General features: G+C 40.4%; 16 protein-coding genes. 13 read left to right on the top strand and 3 right to left on the bottom strand.

What is annotated here, in order from left to right; genetic code table 11:
- Positions 1–12 precede the first annotated feature (12 nt).
- From ACKI39_RS05735 to thrS, 3 genes are all read left to right on the top strand, one after another.
- Positions 13–750, top strand: a complete 738-nt coding sequence (locus ACKI39_RS05735; RefSeq protein ID WP_407398524.1) for a hypothetical protein — start codon at positions 13–15, stop codon at positions 748–750.
- Positions 662–1687, top strand: coding sequence for a hypothetical protein (locus ACKI39_RS05730; RefSeq protein WP_407398522.1), 1026 nt, complete (start codon positions 662–664; stop codon positions 1685–1687). The genes ACKI39_RS05735 and ACKI39_RS05730 overlap by 89 nt, the downstream gene beginning before the upstream one ends.
- A 281-nt stretch (positions 1688–1968) precedes the next feature.
- Positions 1969–3726 (top strand): threonine--tRNA ligase, encoded by a 1758-nt coding sequence (gene thrS / locus ACKI39_RS05725; RefSeq protein ID WP_407398520.1) that lies wholly within the window; start codon positions 1969–1971, stop codon positions 3724–3726.
- A 169-nt stretch (positions 3727–3895) separates the two neighbouring features.
- Here thrS and ACKI39_RS05720 read toward each other — a convergent pair whose 3' ends face one another.
- Complete coding sequence (locus tag ACKI39_RS05720) at positions 3896–5329, bottom strand: hypothetical protein (RefSeq protein WP_407398518.1); 1434 nt, start codon at positions 5327–5329, stop codon at positions 3896–3898.
- 110 nt (positions 5330–5439) lie between these two features.
- Here ACKI39_RS05720 and ACKI39_RS05715 point away from each other — a divergent pair, with 110 nt between their 5' ends.
- A complete protein-coding gene (locus ACKI39_RS05715) occupies positions 5440–6369 on the top strand; it encodes a GH25 family lysozyme (protein WP_407398516.1) in 930 nt (309 codons plus the stop codon).
- On the opposite strand, the gene ACKI39_RS05710 is transcribed toward ACKI39_RS05715, so the two are convergent.
- Positions 6308–7444, bottom strand: coding sequence for an SLC13 family permease (locus tag ACKI39_RS05710; RefSeq protein WP_407398514.1), 1137 nt, complete (start codon positions 7442–7444; stop codon positions 6308–6310). The genes ACKI39_RS05715 and ACKI39_RS05710 overlap by 62 nt on opposite strands.
- A gap of 133 nt (positions 7445–7577) precedes the next feature.
- Between ACKI39_RS05710 and ACKI39_RS05705 the strand changes: the two genes are divergently transcribed.
- Genes ACKI39_RS05705 through larC form a run of 6 tightly spaced genes read left to right on the top strand, consistent with a single transcriptional unit; the run spans position 7578 to position 12991 of the window.
- Positions 7578–8579: an energy-coupling factor ABC transporter permease gene (locus tag ACKI39_RS05705; protein WP_407398512.1), complete on the top strand. Its 1002-nt coding sequence runs from the start codon at positions 7578–7580 to the stop codon at positions 8577–8579.
- A gap of 7 nt (positions 8580–8586) precedes the next feature.
- Positions 8587–9417 (top strand): cobalt ECF transporter T component CbiQ, encoded by an 831-nt coding sequence (cbiQ, locus tag ACKI39_RS05700; protein ID WP_407398510.1) that lies wholly within the window; start codon positions 8587–8589, stop codon positions 9415–9417.
- Positions 9417–10154: an energy-coupling factor ABC transporter ATP-binding protein gene (locus tag ACKI39_RS05695; RefSeq protein ID WP_407398508.1), complete on the top strand. Its 738-nt coding sequence runs from the start codon at positions 9417–9419 to the stop codon at positions 10152–10154. Before cbiQ ends, ACKI39_RS05695 begins: the two co-directional genes overlap by 1 nt.
- A gap of 2 nt (positions 10155–10156) precedes the next feature.
- Complete coding sequence (gene larE, locus ACKI39_RS05690; protein ID WP_407398506.1) at positions 10157–10975, top strand: ATP-dependent sacrificial sulfur transferase LarE; 819 nt, start codon at positions 10157–10159, stop codon at positions 10973–10975.
- A 16-nt stretch (positions 10976–10991) separates the two neighbouring features.
- Positions 10992–11678 carry a nickel pincer cofactor biosynthesis protein LarB gene (gene larB, locus ACKI39_RS05685; RefSeq protein WP_407398504.1) on the top strand — a complete coding sequence of 229 codons (687 nt, stop codon included), beginning with the start codon at positions 10992–10994 and terminating at the stop codon, positions 11676–11678.
- Positions 11675–12991, top strand: a complete 1317-nt coding sequence (gene larC / locus ACKI39_RS05680; RefSeq protein ID WP_407398502.1) for a nickel pincer cofactor biosynthesis protein LarC — start codon at positions 11675–11677, stop codon at positions 12989–12991. The genes larB and larC overlap by 4 nt, the downstream gene beginning before the upstream one ends.
- On the opposite strand, the gene ACKI39_RS05675 is transcribed toward larC, so the two are convergent.
- Positions 12978–13619: a hypothetical protein gene (locus tag ACKI39_RS05675; protein WP_407398500.1), complete on the bottom strand. Its 642-nt coding sequence runs from the start codon at positions 13617–13619 to the stop codon at positions 12978–12980. The genes larC and ACKI39_RS05675 overlap by 14 nt on opposite strands.
- Before the next feature lie 112 nt (positions 13620–13731).
- On the opposite strand from ACKI39_RS05675, the gene ACKI39_RS05670 reads away from it, so the two are divergent.
- From ACKI39_RS05670 to ACKI39_RS05660, 3 genes are all read left to right on the top strand, one after another.
- The gene (locus ACKI39_RS05670; RefSeq protein ID WP_407398498.1) at positions 13732–16218 is read left to right on the top strand and encodes a hypothetical protein; all 2487 of its coding nucleotides are present in this window, start codon (positions 13732–13734) and stop codon (positions 16216–16218) included.
- Between the two features lie 143 nt (positions 16219–16361).
- Positions 16362–17579 carry an enoyl-ACP reductase FabV gene (fabV, locus tag ACKI39_RS05665; RefSeq protein ID WP_318689947.1) on the top strand — a complete coding sequence of 406 codons (1218 nt, stop codon included), beginning with the start codon at positions 16362–16364 and terminating at the stop codon, positions 17577–17579.
- 186 nt (positions 17580–17765) lie between these two features.
- Positions 17766–18788 (top strand): LacI family DNA-binding transcriptional regulator, encoded by a 1023-nt coding sequence (locus ACKI39_RS05660; protein ID WP_407398496.1) that lies wholly within the window; start codon positions 17766–17768, stop codon positions 18786–18788.
- The last annotated feature ends 274 nt before the right edge of the window (positions 18789–19062 follow it).

The following is a 19062-nucleotide window of genomic DNA, read 5'->3' as shown; positions in this document are numbered from 1 at the left end:
CGGAGTGAATTTATGAAGATATTTAGAAACTTGTTTTTTACAGTCGCTGCATTTTTTATTTTCTCGTGTTCCCAGCTGAATCTTAAGAATCCAGTTGGAGCAGTTCAGGTATCTCTTCCATCATCATCGAGAAAGATTGTTGAGGATGGACAGACGGTCAACAGTTTTGAAAACATAAATTATATAATTTCTCTTTATTCATCTTCTGGAGCTTTCATTGATTCCAAGTCTGCAACTGAAGGTTCATCCGTAACTTTTTCTGAGCTGCAGGAAGGCTCTTATGTGGTAAAAGGGATCTGCTATGCTGGGGGAGATGGAATTGCCGCAGGTTCTGCCAGTGCCGAAGTAAAGGGCGGTGAGGTCATTCCTGTAAATCTTGTGCTGTCATATAACCGCCCTGATAAAATAGATGTAAATCGAAGTTCAATCAGATATACAGGAAAAACTGAATTTTCCAATGAAGATGAAATGATGTCTTATGTAAACGGCAACTTTAAGAATTTCCTTTCTGCAGAAGTTGTCTTTACCAACGGATGGACTGAAACAGTAACGGACAGCAGTAAATTTTCGGCAGAAAGAACTCAGACTCAGGACGTTCAGACACGTGGAGAATCAATGGCTGTTGGTGGTTCAGGCGCCCCCCAGGATGTAATAGTATCTGGTGAAAGAACTCTGTATCAGTTTAAAGTCACCTGCACTCTGTCTGAATCTAAGAAATATAGAAACAACTGTAAATCTTTATGTTGTTAAAAATCAGCAGATTGAAGAACCTGTTGTTCCTGATTTAACTGTTGGGCTTTCAAAAGAAAATCCGTGTTTAACACCTGATGATTTTACCATTGCAATAGTAAACGTTCCTGAAAATGGAACCATATATCTTAAAGGTGATTATAACTCCGATAATCAGACTTATGATTTGGAATTTAAAAGAGCACTTCCAATAACAAAGAATATCACAATTAAATCGGTGGTAGATAATCTTAGGGTAATCAGAGGTGATAAAGAAGCATATTTATTAATCAGTTCAGGAATTACACTAAACATTAATGAATCTTCTTCTGATAAAAAAATTGTTTTCACAGACAGTGTTAATGATTGCATATTGAATTATATGTATGGATTAGAAGGAAATATTGTTGTCTATAATGCTGTGTTTACAAATATTTCCTGTGGTGCAATTCTTGCTAACGACGTAAAATTGACAGGATGTGCTTTTAGTAGTATTTCCTCAACATATGGTGCTATCCATGTCATGTCTGAAAGAACAGCTACCATTGAAAGTTGTACATTCTCTGGAAATGAAAGTACCCAGAACAGCGGATATGGTGACATTTACCTAGCAAAGGGATCTGAGGATACGAATCTTACACTGAGCGGAACTGTTACAACAGATATTGGAATTTATGTTGCAAATGAATCTTGTGGTGATCCGGAAATTAATGTTGATGGAATTGAACTTTCTTCTAATAAATTAAACATCAAATTGAGTTCTTGGCCAGAAGCAGAGTCAATCACTTTGTTTGTAAAAAACAATGGAACATTTACATCGGTTGGCGATATGGATTCAAAGTATACTTTTGTTGTTTTCCCTGACAGTATTTCAACAATGCCAACTAAGGATGGAAATGGTCAATATATGACTTCTTTAGATGGAACATACAAAGAATATATGGTTATAAAATATTGATAAATACTAAAGGTCCATGAGGTCGAACCATAGTTTCCTGTCCCTACAGTCATCCACACTTGGTTTCTTAAACACAAAACAGAAAAACCGTCAGGTTTTTCAAATCCGCGTGACAAAACCGTGAGTGCCGTAGGCGCGAACAAATCCGTTGGCTAAAAAACAACAGACTTCTTAAATGGGATCATAGGGGTCTGTCCCCATGGTCATAAATTGAATTTATTCTCAAAAAGCATTATTCTATTCCTACTATTTTAAATTCATTCAAAACAGAAGGTGATTTTATGGCAGTTGATGAAAAATTGCAGACAGTACGCCACAGCTGTGCCCACGTAATGGCAGAAGCTGTACTCAGGCTTTTCCCTGGAACAAAGATCGCTATCGGTCCTGCTATCGATAACGGATTCTACTATGACTTTGATTTTCCAACGGACACTAAATTCACCGAAGCTGATTTTCCTGCAGTAGAAAAGGAAATGCGCAAGATCCTTGCAGGCAACCACGAATTTGTACGCAAGGAAGTTTCAAAGGCAGATGCACTTGAACTTTTCAAGGATCAGCCATACAAGATTGAACTCATCAATGATCTTCCTGATGGCGAGGCAATTTCAACATACGAACAGGACGGCTACCTTGACCTTTGCCGCGGTCCACACGTTGAAAGCACAAAGGAAATCAACCAGCAGGCTTTCAAGCTCATGTCTGTTGCAGGTGCATACTGGCGTGGAGACAACACAAAGACAATGCTCACACGCGTTTACGCAGTTTGTTTCTACAAGCCAAATGATCTCAAGGACTACCTCACAATGCTTGAGGAAGCAGAAAAGCGCGACCACAGAAAGCTTGGTACAGCCCTCGACCTCTTCCACCTTGAACCGGAAGATCCAGGCCAGGTATTCTGGCATCCAAACGGATGGTCAATGTATGTAACACTTCAGGACTACATGCGCGAAAAGATCGTAAAGGACGGCTACCTTGAAGTAAATACTCCTGCAGTTATGCCAAAGGTTCTCTGGGAAAAATCAGGTCACTGGTCACACTACCAGAAGAACATGTTCACGACTGAATCAGAAAAGAAGCAGTTTGCAATCAAGCCTATGAACTGTCCTGGCCATCTTGAAATCTTCAACAGCCGCTCACGTTCATACAAAGATCTTCCAATGCGCATCGCAGAATTCGGACACTGTGTTCGCAACGAACCAAGCGGAACACTCCACGGAATCATGCGCGTGCGTGGATTCGTTCAGGATGATGCACATATCATCTGTACGGAAGAACAGATTGAAAGCGAAGTAACAAAGTTCTGCAAGCTTTTGCTTGATGTATACAAGGACTTTGGATTCGACAAGAACCTTCTTGTTAAGCTTTCTACAATGCCAGAAGACCATGTTGGTACAATTGAAACATGGCAGCAGGCGGAAGCAAAACTTGCAGCAGCATGTAAGGCAAGCGGAATGGATTATGAAATCCAGCCTGGTGAAGGTGCCTTCTACGGTCCAAAGCTTGAATTCACATTGATCGATGCCCTCGGCCGCCAGTGGCAGTGCGGTACAATCCAGCTTGACTACCAGCTTCCTTCAGCAGAAAGATTGAACGCACAGTACATCGGTGCCGACAACCAGAAGCACCATCCGGTAATGCTCCACCGTGCAGTTCTCGGTTCCCTTGAACGCTTCATGGGTATCCTTATTGAAAACTATGCAGGTGTATTCCCAGCATGGCTCTGTTTTGAACAGGTTGCAGTTGTTCCGGTAAGCCCAGACTTCAACGACTATGCACAGAAGGTTTATGAAGAACTTAAGGCAGCTGGAATCAAGGTAAACGCATATCTTGAAGACGAGAACATGAAGAACAAGATCAAGGATATTTCTGTTGCACACCGCACACCATACATCCTTGTTGTAGGCGAAAAGGAAAAGGCAGAAAACACAGTTACATGCCGCTTCCGCTTCAGCTCAAAGATTCCACAGAGAACATTTGCTCTTGGGGAATTCAAGGACTATGTTCTTGACAAGATTAGAAGCCACTACAATGGAATATAATTGCATTGTTGATTGGCTGAAATAAAAAAGGGGATGTCCCCAAAGTATGCAGCGTAGCGCTCATTGAGCTTGTCGAAATGACAGCTACGCTATTAGTGGTGGTTTCGACTAGCTCAACCACCGTAAATCATACTTGTTGGGCATCCCCTTTTTTTTAACGCTGTAACTTTTAGTCGGTGATTACATATCCATTCTCATCAATTCTTTTCCAGTCAGGGGAACTGAGAGACCTTACTTTGATGTGGTTAAGTAAATCCTCATCGCATGTATCATCTGTAAAAATAATTTGCATATCGTTACTAATTGCCTCATCAAAGAAGTTTGAATCAAAAGTAATATTTAGGTCAGCAGTTGTTTCTGTTTCAGAGCCAAGAATGAAGTAGCTGGCGGCGAATATTTCAACTTTATTGTCTATAGACCTAAAGTTTCCAGTTAAGTAGACAGGAACTGTATCGATGGAATTAATGTATATGTCACGGCTGTAGTAATCAGTACCGCAGATGTTTTCTTTACCTTCTTCAGAGCCAAAAATAATGTCTGATAATTGCATAAAATACCCATCTTTATGTTCTGATACATTTATGTATATTGCACCACCATCTTTATTTGCACTGCAGTTATTGAAGATTACAGGATTTTCTAAAGTTTCTCCGGTAACATACAACTGACCACCAACTGCATTGATTGCACCGCCATTAGATTTTGTTGCCTTGCAGTTTGTGAAAGTAACACCTCCGTTTATGCTGCATACACCTTGTGCTACGTAGACGGCACCACCTGCATCTTTATTAGTACAAGTGAAATTCTCGAAATCTACATTGTCTATTACTGTCAGTTCCGCATCGGAGTCGTTTACATTGAAAATTGAATTAGGCATTTCACCTGTGAAAGTAATGTTTGCATCCTTTGTTCCTGCAACAATAAGAACTCCATTTTTAATGAAAAATAGATCTCCGCTTGTACAGTTGGTGTTAATTGTAGTGTCAGCTGATGCAGTAAGGAGAACCTTATGTCCGAATTTAATGATTATTTGACTTGTTGCATCATATGTTCCTGAAAGTGAACATACGATTGATTGGCTTTCTCCCAGAGTATTTATCGTATCTGCAAGTTCATCCCAGGTTGTGCAGGCAACGGTTTCTGCTCCTTCAAATTTCTTTATGTAATCCGGAACGTTCTCCTCCTGCTTAGGTTCGGTTGGAGGAATATTTTCATGCGTCAGTTGAAGATAGAGTGTAACAGATGATCTTTCTCCAGCTTTTACTTCCGCAGTTTTTTCTGCATGTGCGTAAAGAATATCTCTGTTATCTATTCTCAAAAAACAATTGCAACGAACGATGTAGTGTCCTTCAATGATGTTCTCAAAGGTAACTGTATCCCCAGAATTTCCACCTTTTCTATCTATTTCCATATTGTTTTGATCATAGATAGAAATGATATAAGCAAGATTCTGTGAGGTATGAGCTGTGGGTTCTCTTGTCTGTGATTCGTTATAAGGTAACTGGAAGGCAATGGAACCACGGTTGCTTTCCAGATTAAGTCCGTTGCATGAGAAAAATATAAAAGCTATGAATGCGATAACAAAAAGGCGTAGTGTCTTCATGAAAAACTTCCCTGTCATAATTTATGTTATGCATAAATTATAATGCGGTTTATGAAAAAATCTTGAAAAAGGAAATACCTCGGTTGTAATTTTCATGCTATACTTTATGTATGAAAGTTATATCGGCTTTGGCTGCAGTTATTTTTTCCATTCTGTTTTTCTCCTGTAATTCGTGTCCTGAAAAAGACTGTCTTAAAATCTACAACCGACAGATAGAAAGACAGCATGTTCATCCTCATCCTGATGTTGCAAAAAATACCTTTGATACCAAATGGCTTAAAAAGAAAGGCGAATTCTATTACACAAAAAAAGGTGCTCCATATCGTGTTGTAAACGGTGTGGATATTTCTCGCCATCAGGGGGAAGTTGATTTTGACCTGCTGAAGGAAAACGGCTACGAGTTTGTCATACTTCGGCTTGCCTACAGACGCTACGGATATGAAAGCGGAAATCTTGTGAAGGATGAAAATTTTGACCGCTACTATGAAGATGCAAAAAATGCAGGTTTTAAAATCGGCGTGTATGTTTACAGCCAGGCAATAAATGACGAGGAAGCTTTGGAAGAAGCAAAAATCGTAATAGACAATCTTACACCTGACATGCTTGATCTGCCGGTCGTCTATGATCCTGAATTTGTCTTTTATGATGAAGCACGAACTGATGAAGTTGCAGAAGAAGTTTTTTGCCGAAATACGGAACTGTTTTTTGATGAAATCGAAAAAGCGGGATTCAAGACAATGCTATATGCAAATTTGATGTGGAAGTTCTTTGTCTTTACTCCTGAGATCCTGAATAAATATGAAATGTGGTTTGCCCAATATTCAAAAAAGCCGACGTCGCCTTACAGGTTTACTTTCTGGCAGTATTCAGGCGGAAGCAGAATTGAAGGCGTTGAAAAGCCATGCGACATGAACGTATGGTTCATACCGCTGGAAGAGGAAATAAAAGAATCGGACGCTCTTTGCGAGCCATGCGACCTTAGGCAAGAATCAGATGAAAGCCAAATAGAAGAGCAAGGAACACAAGATTCATCACTGTAAACTGGATAAAATATTTTCCGCGCTTGTCGTGGTAGTTTTTTGCAATCTGCTTGAAGGAAATCAAGCTTGCCATTGAAGCAATCAGGGTTCCAAGGCCTCCAAGATTTGTTCCGATCAAAAGTGCCTTGAAGTTATCGGTAAAACATGAAAGCAAAAGGGCAGCCGGAACATTTGATATCACCTGGCTTGCTGCAATGCTGAATCCAACTTCATGGCCTGTGATTGCAGTGGCGATGACTTCTCTGGCTGCATCCATGTTCTTTATGTTTCCCGTAAAAATGAAAAATCCGATGAAAGTAAACAGCAGGGAATAATCTACATTCTTGAGGATTTTCCTGTCTGCAATAAGATATGCAATGAAAATTACAGGAAAAAGAATCCATGCAGGGAATAATTTTCCGACGCAAAGAAGACAGAGTATAAAGCACACAACTGTTGCGATCCAAATCCCCTTGGAGCTTTTGTTTTTATCATCTTCATCTGGTTTTATTTCAGGTTGCAATTCTGCTGTCGCCTTGTTCTTCAGCTGGAATATAAAAATGCTCATTAAAAGAAGAATGAAGCTTGCAGCCGTGTATGGAATCATTGTTGAAATGAATCCTGCGATATTGATTCCTGAAATGGAATAAAGATAAAGATTCTGTGGATTGCCCATAGGTAAACTCATGCTGCCAAGGTTTGCGGCTAGAGTCTGAAGTACGACTGTAAAGAGCACAAGGTTTTCAAGACCGCACATTCTAAGGGTGATGATTGCAAGCGGAACAAAAACTATGAGTGCAACGTCATTTGTAATCACCATGCTGAAGAAGAACGGCATGAAAACAAGAACTGAAAGAATGCCCGATTTACTCTTAAATTTTCCAAGAAGAAATTTCGAGCAGCTTTCAAATGCCCCGAGCTTCTTAAAGGATGCCATGACAGCCATAAGGCAGAAAAGCAGAAAAAGGGTATTGAAGTCTATGTAAGACAAATATTCTTTTGAAGGTGGAACGAGGAATGCGGAAATGAGTGCAAGAATCCAGGCTGCACTTAAAACCGTTTCCTTTTTAATGAAGGCAATGATATTTCTGAACATGAGAAGATAGTAGTGTCTTTGCAAAACTTGTTCAATTGCACTAATAAATTTATGTTACATGAAATTGGGAGGAATAAAATAAAACTTCCCTATGTGATATAATAATGGAAGATTAGGAGATAATAAAATGCACATGTCAGATGCTTTGATCAATCCTGCTGTGGCTGGAACAATGTTTGTGCTTTCGGCAGCAGCTGCAGGAGTTTCCATCCGAAAAATCCACAATGAGAATACCCAGGCTCCAGAGGAATCAGTTGCAAAAAAGATTCCCTTAATGGGCGTAATGAGTGCTTTTGTTTTTGCAGCCCAGATGCTTAACTTTACTATTCCTGGGACGGGATCAAGCGGACATCTTTGCGGTGGCATGCTATTGAGTGTACTGCTTGGGCCCTGGTGCGGTTTTATTTCAATGATAAGTGTTCTGTTAATACAGGCTTTGTTTTTTGCGGATGGCGGTCTTCTTGCCTTGGGCTGTAATGTGTGGAACATGGCTTTCTATGGATGCTTTGTGGGCAGTTTTATTATTTGGAAACCTATGATTTCAACCAGAGTTTCAAAGGCAAGAATTATGGCGGCAAGCATCATCGCCTGTGTCCTTACTCTTCAGATGGGTGCTTTCAGTGTAACATTGGAAACTTTGATTTCAGGAATCTCAGAACTTCCCTTTAAATTTTTCGTGGCAGCTATGCAGCCAATTCATTTAGCCATAGGTGCTGTTGAAGGGCTTATTACAGGTGCAGTCCTTTGTTTTATCTACGAAACCCGCAGTGAACTATTGTGGGGAGTAAATTCTTCAAAAAAAACTCGCATGACACTTGCTTCTGTATTGGTAGTTCTTGCAATTTGTTCTGCGGTTATGGGCGGAGGAATTTCTCTCCTTGCTTCCGAACATCCTGATGGGCTTGAATGGAGTATGGAAAAAATTGCAGGAACATCTGAACTTGAATCAGAAAGTTTAGTCCTTAAAAAGGCCGCTGACATTCAGGATATGACTTCCGTAATGCCTGACTACAATCTTGGAAAGGAAGAAACTGCTGCGGGTAAAAGTGCATCAGGTCTTCTTGGAAGTCTGATTGTGTTTGCATTTACAGCAGGTGTTGCCATGATTGTTCGCAATAAGAATAAAAAAAGTTGAGTAAAAATTGAATAGAATAGACAGGGCGATAAATGGTATCAATGGCCTTGAAAAGGGACAGAAGGTTGATTCCTATTTATCTCGTTTGAATCCATTGGTTAAAATAGCAGTAACTTTTCTCTTCCTTACAATGACCGTAAGTTTTAGGCCTATGCAATTTTCATCCCTTCTTCTGATGGCCATTTACCCTGTCTTTATTTTGATTTCATCTTCCCTCAGCTTCAAAAAAGTCATTGGGAATTTTTTGTTCTTTCTTCCGGTTATTCTTATAATGGCTCTCCTCAATCCTTTCTTTGACAGAACTCCGGTTTTTGAATTCAAGTTTTTGAATTTTGACCTGCCGATTACACGGGGGATGATTTATTCAGCGTCCCTTATTGTTAAAGGCGTGCTCACGGTTTTTGCAATCTATATTCTTGTTGCCACTACTTCCATGAATGAAATATGCTCTTCCATTGCTATAGTTGGAGTTCCGTCAGTGATGGTGATTCAGCTGATGCTTGCTTTTAGATACATAAATGTTTTTCTTGAGGAAGTCAGAAGAACATTTCAGGCCTACAGTCTTAGGGCGCCGGGACAGAAAGGAATTCATTTTAAGGCGTGGGGCTCTTTGACTGGAGGAATAATCCTAAGATCTTTTGATCGCGCTCAGGAAATCTATGAAGCTATGAACCTTCGCGGTTTCTCAATGGAATATTTTTTTTCTGAAAAACATAGTTTTGGTTTTAGGGACATAATGTTTCTTTTGTCATGGACTGGTATAATAATAATCCTGAGGTTTTTTCCTGCTTTTGAATTTATAGGAAGGATGTTTGAAAAACTTATGGGGGCATTTTAATGAGTCACATTCACATTGATATAAATGATCTTTCCTTTGCCTACGGAGAGAATAAGAAAGTTCTTGATAGAATTACTCTCAATGCCCGTGAAAAAGATTCAATAGGAATCATTGGTGCAAACGGTGCCGGAAAATCAACTCTTTTAAAACTTTTGATTGGTCTTGATCTTGGATTTGAAGGTTCTATCCGTGTGGAAGAAATTCCCCTTGAAAAAAATACACTTTCCAAAGTTCGTGAAAAAATCGGCTTTGTATTTCAGGAAGCGGACAACCAGCTTTTCATGACAACAGTTGAACAGGACGTTGCTTTTGGTCCTGTGAACTACGGTCTTGGAAAAGCTGAAGTTGAAAACCGCGTTGCCTCTTCCCTTGAAAAGGTTGGTATCACCCATCTTAAAAATAAATACAGCCATGAGCTTTCTGGCGGTGAAAAAAAACTTGCTTCCATTGCGACGATCCTCAGCATGAACATCGACATCATTTTGATGGATGAACCAAGTGCTTCACTTGACCCAAGGAACAGAAGGAACCTCATCAACATACTTAATGGCTTTGACCATCTTAAGATAATCACAAGCCATGATCTGGATTTCATCTGGGATACCTGCAACCGCGTTATTGTATTGTGTGACGGAAAAATCGTTGCAGACGGAACTCCTGATGAAGTTTTACGCGACAGGAATCTGCTTGAAGCCAATGGACTTGAACTTCCATTGAGCCTTACGGAAAGGAAATGACCATGGCAGTAATGAACAGTCATCTTGAAGAAAAATTCAATTCATTAAAACAATGGCTTATGGATGCGGGCAGTGTTGCGGTTGCATTTTCTGGCGGTGTGGATTCCATGTTTTTGATGGAAGTTGCATTCTGCGTGCTCGGAAATAAATCCGCAGCCTTCACGGCTTCAACTGCAACCTTTACGCAGAAGGAACTTGAGGAATGTAAGGCTTACTGCGCTTCAAAGGGAATCGGACTGCATGTGGTGGAATTCGATCAGTTTGCCATCAAAAACTTTGAGAACAATCCAAAGGACAGATGCTACATATGCAAGAAATCACTTTTTGCAAAATTGAAAAATCAGGCAACATCCCTAGGTTTCTGTCATGTTGTAGACGGAACAAACTTTGACGACACAAAGGAATACAGGCCCGGCATGAAAGCCCTTGAAGAGCTGACCATCGAAAGTCCCCTTAAGGAATTGAAATTTACAAAAGAAGAAATCAGGATCCTTTCAAGGGAACTTGGAATAAAAGGTTGGGACAGGGGAAGCTTTGCGTGCCTTGCCACTCGGTTTGAGACGGGCGCAAAACTTACTCCCAGACTCCTTCGTCAGGTTGAAGTCTGTGAAAAGTACCTTGCAGAAAAAGGGTTCAGACAGTACAGGGTTCGTGTCCATGAAAGTAAAAGTGCAAAGAGCATAGCAAGGATTGAAGTTTCTGAAACTGATATAATTGAAATCGCAAGGCTTAAGGATGAAATCTCTGACTTTTTTAGACGCCAAGGGTTTGATTTCATTACTGTGGATCTCAAGGGCTTTAAGTCTGGCAGCATGAACTGAATTTACGGAGATGATTATGAGCGATGAAATATACACTGAAATGAATTTTGCCAAGCCTGACCTTAGCCGAAAGGAACGTACTGGTTTTGCAGAAGTTATCTTTGCGCAGGGAAAGGAAGACGATTTCCTCTGCAAGATTTTTAAAAAACTTTACGAGCAGAACGGTAGTGTAATGGCAACCCGTGCGTCGGAGCATCAGGCGGAACTCATAAAAGCCATGTACCCCAATGCTGCATATGACAATGTTTCAAGGATCATTCGTCTTGCAGATAAGCCTGAACCTCTGATTGGAAGCATAGCCGTATGCACAGCTGGAACTGCGGACATAAAGGTTGCGGAAGAATGTGCTGTTGCCGCTGAATTCTTTGGTACAAAAGTTGAGCGCGTCTACGATGTAGGCGTAAGCGGGATCCATAGAATCCTCAGCAAGACCGACGTTCTTGGAAAGGTCAACTGCGTTGTTGCCATAGCTGGAATGGAAGGTGCCCTTGCAAGTGTAATCGGCGGATTGTGCAGCGTGCCTGTCATTGCAGTCCCTACAAGTGTTGGCTACGGTGCAAGTTTTGAAGGGCTTAGTGCCTTGCTTACAATGATAAATTCCTGCGCCAACGGAATAAGCGTGGTGAACATAGACAACGGTTATGGTGCCGCCTACATTGCGACACAGATCAACAGACTTGCAGTAAAAGGAAGCGTAAAATGACAATGAATGAAAATGAAACCAGGTCACTATATTTTGAATGTTCAAGCGGAATCAGCGGAGATATGGCCGTTGCTTCTCTCCTTGACCTTGGAGCTGATGAAGAAGTACTGAAGACTGTGCTTGCCACGGTGCCAGCTTCTGGATTCAAGGTGGAAATTACGCGGGTAAAGAAAACAGGAATCGACTGCTGTGACTTTAACGTAATCCTTGATATTGAAAACCATGACCATGACATGGAATATCTTTTTGGGCATGAACATGAGCAGCATCACCATGATCACCACGAGCATCATGAAGAACATCATCACGATCACGAGGAACATGTACATCACCATCATCATGAACACAGGAATCTTGCAGACGTTCTTAAGATAATCGATGGCACAAAAATGACGGACAATGCAAAGAAAATTGCTTCGAAGATTTTCAATATTGTTGCGGAAGCAGAGGCGAAGGCTCATGGCACGACAATCGATCAGGTTCATTTTCATGAGGTCGGCGCAGTTGATTCAATCGTTGATATAATTTCTTTTGCCGTATGTTTCGACAATCTAAACATCAGCAAGGTCTATGTAAATTCAATCTACGAAGGATGCGGAACCATCAGATGTGCCCATGGAATCCTTCCAGTTCCTGTACCTGCAGTTGCGGCAATTGTTGAAAAGGCAGGGCTTCCTCTGGAGATGGGAAAGGACCACGGGGAATTTGTAACTCCGACTGGAGCTGCGTTGCTTGCTGCGGTTGCAACGGACTTCAGTCTTCCTTCTAAACTGAAGGTGCTTAAAACAGGTTATGGGGCAGGAAAGAGAACTTACGAAAGACCAAACTTTCTGCGTGCAATGCTTGTAGAAGAAAAAACGACACCCCTCAGTGATACGATTGTAAAGCTTGAATCCAACATCGATGACTGTAGCGGTGAGCAGCTTGCTTTTACAATGGAAGAACTTATGTCCAATGGAGCTCTCGATGTCCACTATGTTCCATGCGTAATGAAAAAAAACAGACCTGCATACATTCTCTATGTTGTCTGTAATGAAAGCGAAAGGATAAAGCTTGAAGAAATAATTTTCAGACATACAAGTACAATTGGAATCAGAAGGCAGGAAATGGAGCGGACAAAATTAAAGCGCCGTCAGATTACTGTGGAAACAAAGTTCGGTTCTGCTGAATGCAAGATTGTAGAAATTGATGGCAGTGAAAGAATCTACCCAGAATATAAAAGTGTAAGCGAGCTGTGCAGAAAAAGTAGACTTCCATATTCTGAAGTGAACATGGAAATTCTTTCCGCCGCAAACTCTTCTATTCGGAAGTAAAAATTTTTTCTTCTGAAAGTGTAAGAAGGTCTACGAGAGGAATCTTGTAGGCCTTTGTTTTTCCCTTTGGTGATGCAATGGAAAATTCCATTTTGCTTTTAAGCATTTCTTCTGCAAGGGGCTGTCCGTAAACAACTGCAACCAGTTCTGCATATTCTTCATTGCTCATGTTTTCATCTGAAAGTACTGGTGCCATAAAAAGGTCCATGATGCTTTTGAATTCTTCTCCCAGAGAATTTGAAAATTTCTGCATGGCTTCCGGTGTAACTATTAAAGTCGTTTTGTCTGTATCACTTTCAATGAAATCAAATTTACCTGCAAAAGAAAGGTTGAGTCTTGTTCTTTCTGGCGATGATATTTCAACATTTTTGTAGCCGGCATTTTCAATTGATTTTTTTATTGAAGGAAGGTCAAATATTTCGTTCTGTGTCCTGGTGCCCTCAATTTCATTTAGTCCGGACATAGCGGTGTCCAATGTGTTTTCAAGGATTTTCCCTAGTTCCAGTTCAAGACTGATTTGGGCACAGTTGTTTTCCAAAGGTTTTACCAAAAGTTTTGAGGCGCATCCTGTAAAAGCCATGAGGCAGATTAAATAAATTGTTGCGTAGATGGTTTTTGCTCTGTTCATATATATGTAAACAAATTTACCTTGGCTGGGTTACTTTTGCAATGGGTCTTATTTTGTATTGTCAACAATACGTATAAGGAATATATTTAAATTAAGGAGTGTAATTTAAGCTATGTTTGAAATTAAAAAATGTATTAAGGCTGTTGCGTTGTCTTGTCTTGCAACTTTCATTATGTCCTGTTCGCCTTCTGTAGAAACAGTGTATGTAGGTGTAGAGGAACCAAGTTATGCAAGCATAACTCTTGAAAAAGATGGTGATGCTGAAACAAGAACTGCCCTCACCAACATCGATTTTGAAGATTTTACGTATTTTGCCCTCAAGGGAAGCTTCCAGGGTGGTGAAGAAAAACAGATCAGGTCATGGACTTCCATTGAAAAACTCACTGGTGACAAGGTTGCCATTGATAAGCGCGGTTCCTGGACTTTCACTTTCATCGCATCAAAAGGAAATACTGTTTACACTGGCTCGACTTCCAAAACAATTGTTTCTGGAAACAATTCGCTCCATTTTGTTTTGTATCAGTCAGAGTACGACAATACTGGATCCGGCAATCTTAGTTATACTATGTACTACGCTGTTAACAATGTTGTTCAGCAGGTTGTTGCAGAGATTTCTGATTTAAATGGCAAATCTATGGAAGACTTTACAAATGTCTTTGACATGGAAAAGGATTTCCAGGTTGCTCCAAGAGGTTACCTTGGTTTGAAATATGAAAACTCTTTGCCAAGCGGATATTACTTCATCAACTTTATTTTCTATGCAGATATTGAGAAGACAATTGTCTTGAATACATATTCTGAAGTAATTCATATTGAAAACGGTCTTAGTACTGTTAAGACAGCTTATCTTAGTAATTTCAACAAGCCTAACAATGCAGATATTACTGTCACCATGCCTGAGGAAGAAGACGTTAAGATTTCCGTTACAAGAGATGGATCCCTTTATTACCTGAAGGCAACAAAGGGCTTTGACAGTTACAAATGGATTGTTGATGGCGTTGTTCTTGAATCAACTGACCATGAAGCTGTGTATGATGCAACGAATATTGAAGAAGATTACTATAGTGACGTTACTGTCATTGCAATGAAGAACAATGTTCCTTATAGCGACAGCACTCAGATAAAGATAAATATCATCCCTAAAACAATTAAAATTGTACAGGAGCCTTGTGAACTTGGAATTATGCTCCATATAGTTAATCCTGATGGAACACCTTATGAGAGGCTTTATTATGAAGATAGAGATTGTATGGCAAGTTTCCTTTACATTAGGATAAATGGTGAAAACGTTTATCAGGATACAGTAATACCTGATTTCTACTTCCCTTATGTTGAACCTGGAAAGGAAATTACAATCTCTGTTATGGAAGAAGTGGAAACCATTGATAAAGTTACCATGTTCAGAACAGAGGTGCGTCCTAATGGATATGATGAAATAAAGGTGACACCAACTACGGGTCTCGGAGAGGTATATGTTACGAGTGGAATAGAATTTACCGCCGACGAAAATGGTACTGTATCAATTACTAAGGCTCCAAGTCTTAACAAGAATGTGGATTATAATGTTGTCTTTGATTTTGCAAGGGGTGACAATTGGGAAACAGGTGCCTGGTACAGCCACTTCAGAATGAACAAAGATGAACTTGATTCTATCCGCAATCTTTATGTTGAAGATCCTTCTGACTATAAAAACAATGGGAAAGGATATACTAAGGGATTTGTTGATCCTTACATCGTTTATTTCTATACGGACAATGAAGGAAAAAGGTGGGGGTACAGAATTGACAATGACGATGAACTTGAGCCGATGCGCAACCATTCTCTAAAGGGAAGATCCGAGGTTATAAAAGAAGAACCACTCTCTTCAGAAAACTTCAGGTATGTGCTTGGCAAGTGGAAGGATACGTATGAGTTTGAAGGTCAAGTAACTCTTGGCTTTCCAGGAGAACCTTTGTTTTATTTGAACATGATTTCTACAACTGTGTATCATGTTACTATAAATGGTGATGGTACCATTATCTCTGAATCAGAAGAAATAGGCTACAAGGAAGACAAATCGGACTTTACACCTGAGGAGTCTAGGCATTTCCAGTATGTAGATGGCAATAAGTATATCAATAGATATTGGAAAAAATACGATCTCTTTGAAAGTGAAGTTTATAGGGTTAGGTATCTAGAAGGCATTTATAGTCAGTTGGATGGTTACACCAAGATTACTGATGATGAATCATTGCAATATGTAAAGATTTCTGAATTAAGTGATATAAAGAGGGCCTATACCTTTAATGATAGCATTAAAGAAAAGTATGTTGATTATTTCTCAGATGAGCCAATGAAGGTTTTGTGCGAAACTTCGGCAGTTCTGGAAGCCAAAATGGGATCCCTTTTTCAAGATGCTGTTTGGACATATTCTAAAATTGATGGAACGGCCTTTACCGATGAAGAAATTGAATATTCAGAGAAGTATGCAGCAACGGTTTGTGAAGGTAATGAGAGAATGTATATACCTTGTAATGTGGGGTATGATTTGGAGGAAGTAAATGTATTTCGTAGCATATATGATGATATCCTGCTTTTTAACGGTGATATCTATAGATAGTTAGATGTAGTTTTTTTTTGAGGTGTCCTTATAGAGGGCACCTTTTTTATTTATGTCTGGATTTTAGTTTGACATATTGAAACATTTTGTCATTTTGAATAAACTTGATATAATAATTAGAATCTATTTTTTAGGAGAATGAAATGGCTGTTATCAAACCAATGATCCGTTCGAATATCTGTATCAACGCTCACCCAGCAGGATGTGCAAAGGAAACAGAAAATCAGATTAATTATGTAAAGTCTCAGAAGGCTAAGCGTGGAACAAAGACTGCAAAGGAAGGTGGTTATGCACCTAAGACAGTTCTTGTTCTCGGTTGTTCTACAGGTTATGGTCTTGCTTCAAGAATCAGTGCTGCCTTTGAATATGGCGCAGATACAATCGGTGTTTCTTTTGAAAAAGAAGCAACACAGACAAAGGGTGGAACACCAGGTTGGTACAACAACAAGGCATTTGACCGCGCAGCTGCTGCAGACGGACTTAAGTCTGTAACTTTCAACGCAGATGCTTTCAGTGATGAATGCCGTGCAACAGTTATCGAAGAAGTAAAGAAGTGGGGAACAAAGTTTGACCTGGTTGTTTACTCTCTTGCAAGCCCTGTTCGCACAGACCCAGATACAAAGGTTCTCTACAAGTCTGTAATCAAGCCTGTAGACAAGGTTTACGGTGGTCCTTCACTCGACATGATGACAGGAAAGATCGGTCACATGGAAGCACAGCCAGCAGAAGGCGATGACATTCCTAACACAGTAAAGGTTATGGGTGGTGAAGACTGGGAACGCTGGATCAAGCAGCTTTCAGAAGCAGGTGTTCTTGCAGAAGGATGTCGCACAGTTGCTTACTCATACATTGGACCTTCACTTTCTCATCCAATCTACCGCGACGGAACAATCGGTGCTGCAAAGAAGGATCTTGAAGCTCGTGCAAAGAACATCGATGCTGCCCTCAAGGCAAACGGTGGAGCTGCTTATGTTTCTGTAAACAAGGCACTCATCACTCGTTCTTCTTCTGTTATCCCAATCATCTGTCAGTACATCGGCGTGCTCTTCAAGATCATGAAGGCTAAGGGAACACACGAAGGCTGTATCGAACAGATGGAACGCCTTTTTGCAGAACGTCTTTACACAGCAGACAAGAATGTTGCTCTTGATGCAGACGGAAGAATCCGCATGGACGACTGGGAAATGGATCCTGCTGTTCAGGCAGAAGTAGACAAGATCATGCCACAGGTTACAGAAGAAAATGTAAACGAACTTGTTGACATGGATGCTATCCGCCACGACTTCCTTGCAATCAACGGTTTCGACATTGCAGGAATCGACTACGAAAAGGATGTTGCAGATATGTCTGCAATCGACTGATAGTTTCTTTACAAAGATCAAAGGCCGCTGTGAGACTTTCTTGCAGCGGTTTTTTTATTTTCTAATCCGTATTTACAAGTCATCAACATTTTATCAACACGATTTGTTTTTTTAAGCTCTATATGTTAAACTTCTGACCATATAAAATGTTTTTCTAAATTTTGACTGATTTTGATTGGGGAAAATATGAAGTCCAAAGTTACGCAGAATGATGTTGCAAGAGAAGCTGGTGTTACACGAAGCATGGTAAGCTATGTCATCAGCGGAAATTCCGACAGATCGGTAGCTCCAGAAACAAGACAGCGCATTCTTGATGCAATAGAAAAACTTGGATACAGACCAAACAAGGCAGCACAGGCCCTTCAGCAGGGAGATGTTGCTTTTGCATCAAATAAAATAGGTGTCATACTTTGCAACGCCGATGTTTTTCTTCGTCCATACTATGCTGAAATCATAAGTGGAATACATACAGCAGCTCATGAACACAATCATCACATAAGCTTCATCCGCTTCTTTGAGGATCTTCGTGATCCAGTTCTTTTCAACACGCTTATTCACGAAGAAGAAATTGGAGGTCTCATTCTTGTCGCTGTGGATCAGGCCATCAAAATCGAGGATGATAAAAAAATAATCGAGAGAATAAAAAAAAGGCTGAATAAGATTGTCTGTGTTGAATGGCAATACGAAGGACTAAGTAGCGTGATGTTTGATCGCCGTGAAACAGCCAGCAAGGCAACTGAATACCTATACCGCGAGGGTTACAAGGATATAATCTACATAGGGCAGAATGATGAACGCGTTGAAGGAGTTCGTCAGATTCTTTCACTCCATGATTTGAAATCAGATCCTGCAGAATTTTTCTTTTGTGAAGCTTTCACCATGCCGGGTGGTGCAAGGGCAATGGAAAAAATTCCTGAAGGCGGAAAATATCCAAGGGCAATTGTTTGCGGTTCTGATGAGGTTGCAGTTGGTGTTCTTTCAGTTTTGAATAAAAGAAAAATTTCTGTGCCTGATACAGTTGCGGTAATCGGAATGGATAATATTGAAGTTGCGGAATATACAGATCCACCGCTTACGACAATGAATGTTCAGAAAAAAAACATGGGCGCTCGTGCCGTGGAAATGATCGTAAACAATACCTGTGGTCAGGATGACAATGCCATCAGGATCATGCTTCCAGCAAGCATCGTCAATAGAAGTTCTTGCTGAATGTAAAGCATGGTCTTGCAAAATATAATAAATATAAAAAGATAGCTCCCGCAGGGAACCAGGGAAAGCCTGCTGGGTGCGCCCTTTCCACAAGAAAAGCAGAGGGCTTCACCCTCAGATTCAGAGTGGGTTGCAAGTCGCAGTTTCCCCTGAACCCCTGCTCCGCTATCTTTTTATAGCTGTAGTATGTTTGCAAGACCAGTCTTAGTTAATGCGAACTAAGAAGAAAAGATAGCTCCCGCAGGGAACCAGGGAAAGCCTGCTGGGTGCGCCC

Source organism: Treponema sp. (assembly GCF_045641405.1).
Taxonomy (GTDB): Bacteria; Spirochaetota; Spirochaetia; order Treponematales; family Treponemataceae; genus Treponema_D.
Note: the sequence above shows the minus strand (reverse complement) of the source record. Positions and strands in the feature narration are given on the sequence as shown.

Excerpts from the sequence above, each read along its gene's own strand:
- fabV (WP_318689947.1), top strand. The coding sequence starts at position 16,362 with ATGGCTGTTATCAAACCAATGATCCGTTCGAATATCTGTATCAACGCT.
- ACKI39_RS05660 (WP_407398496.1), top strand. The coding sequence starts at position 17,766 with ATGAAGTCCAAAGTTACGCAGAATGATGTTGCAAGAGAAGCTGGTGTT.
- ACKI39_RS05705 (WP_407398512.1), top strand. The coding sequence starts at position 7,578 with ATGTCAGATGCTTTGATCAATCCTGCTGTGGCTGGAACAATGTTTGTG.
- ACKI39_RS05710 (WP_407398514.1), bottom strand. The coding sequence starts at position 7,444 with ATGTTCAGAAATATCATTGCCTTCATTAAAAAGGAAACGGTTTTAAGT.
- larE (WP_407398506.1), top strand. The coding sequence starts at position 10,157 with ATGGCAGTAATGAACAGTCATCTTGAAGAAAAATTCAATTCATTAAAA.
- ACKI39_RS05715 (WP_407398516.1), top strand. The coding sequence starts at position 5,440 with ATGAAAGTTATATCGGCTTTGGCTGCAGTTATTTTTTCCATTCTGTTT.
- larB (WP_407398504.1), top strand. The coding sequence starts at position 10,992 with ATGAGCGATGAAATATACACTGAAATGAATTTTGCCAAGCCTGACCTT.
- ACKI39_RS05735 (WP_407398524.1), top strand. The coding sequence starts at position 13 with ATGAAGATATTTAGAAACTTGTTTTTTACAGTCGCTGCATTTTTTATT.
- ACKI39_RS05675 (WP_407398500.1), bottom strand. The coding sequence starts at position 13,619 with ATGAACAGAGCAAAAACCATCTACGCAACAATTTATTTAATCTGCCTC.
- ACKI39_RS05720 (WP_407398518.1), bottom strand. The coding sequence starts at position 5,329 with ATGAAGACACTACGCCTTTTTGTTATCGCATTCATAGCTTTTATATTT.
- larC (WP_407398502.1), top strand. The coding sequence starts at position 11,675 with ATGACAATGAATGAAAATGAAACCAGGTCACTATATTTTGAATGTTCA.
- ACKI39_RS05670 (WP_407398498.1), top strand. The coding sequence starts at position 13,732 with ATGTTTGAAATTAAAAAATGTATTAAGGCTGTTGCGTTGTCTTGTCTT.
- thrS (WP_407398520.1), top strand. The coding sequence starts at position 1,969 with ATGGCAGTTGATGAAAAATTGCAGACAGTACGCCACAGCTGTGCCCAC.
- ACKI39_RS05695 (WP_407398508.1), top strand. The coding sequence starts at position 9,417 with ATGAGTCACATTCACATTGATATAAATGATCTTTCCTTTGCCTACGGA.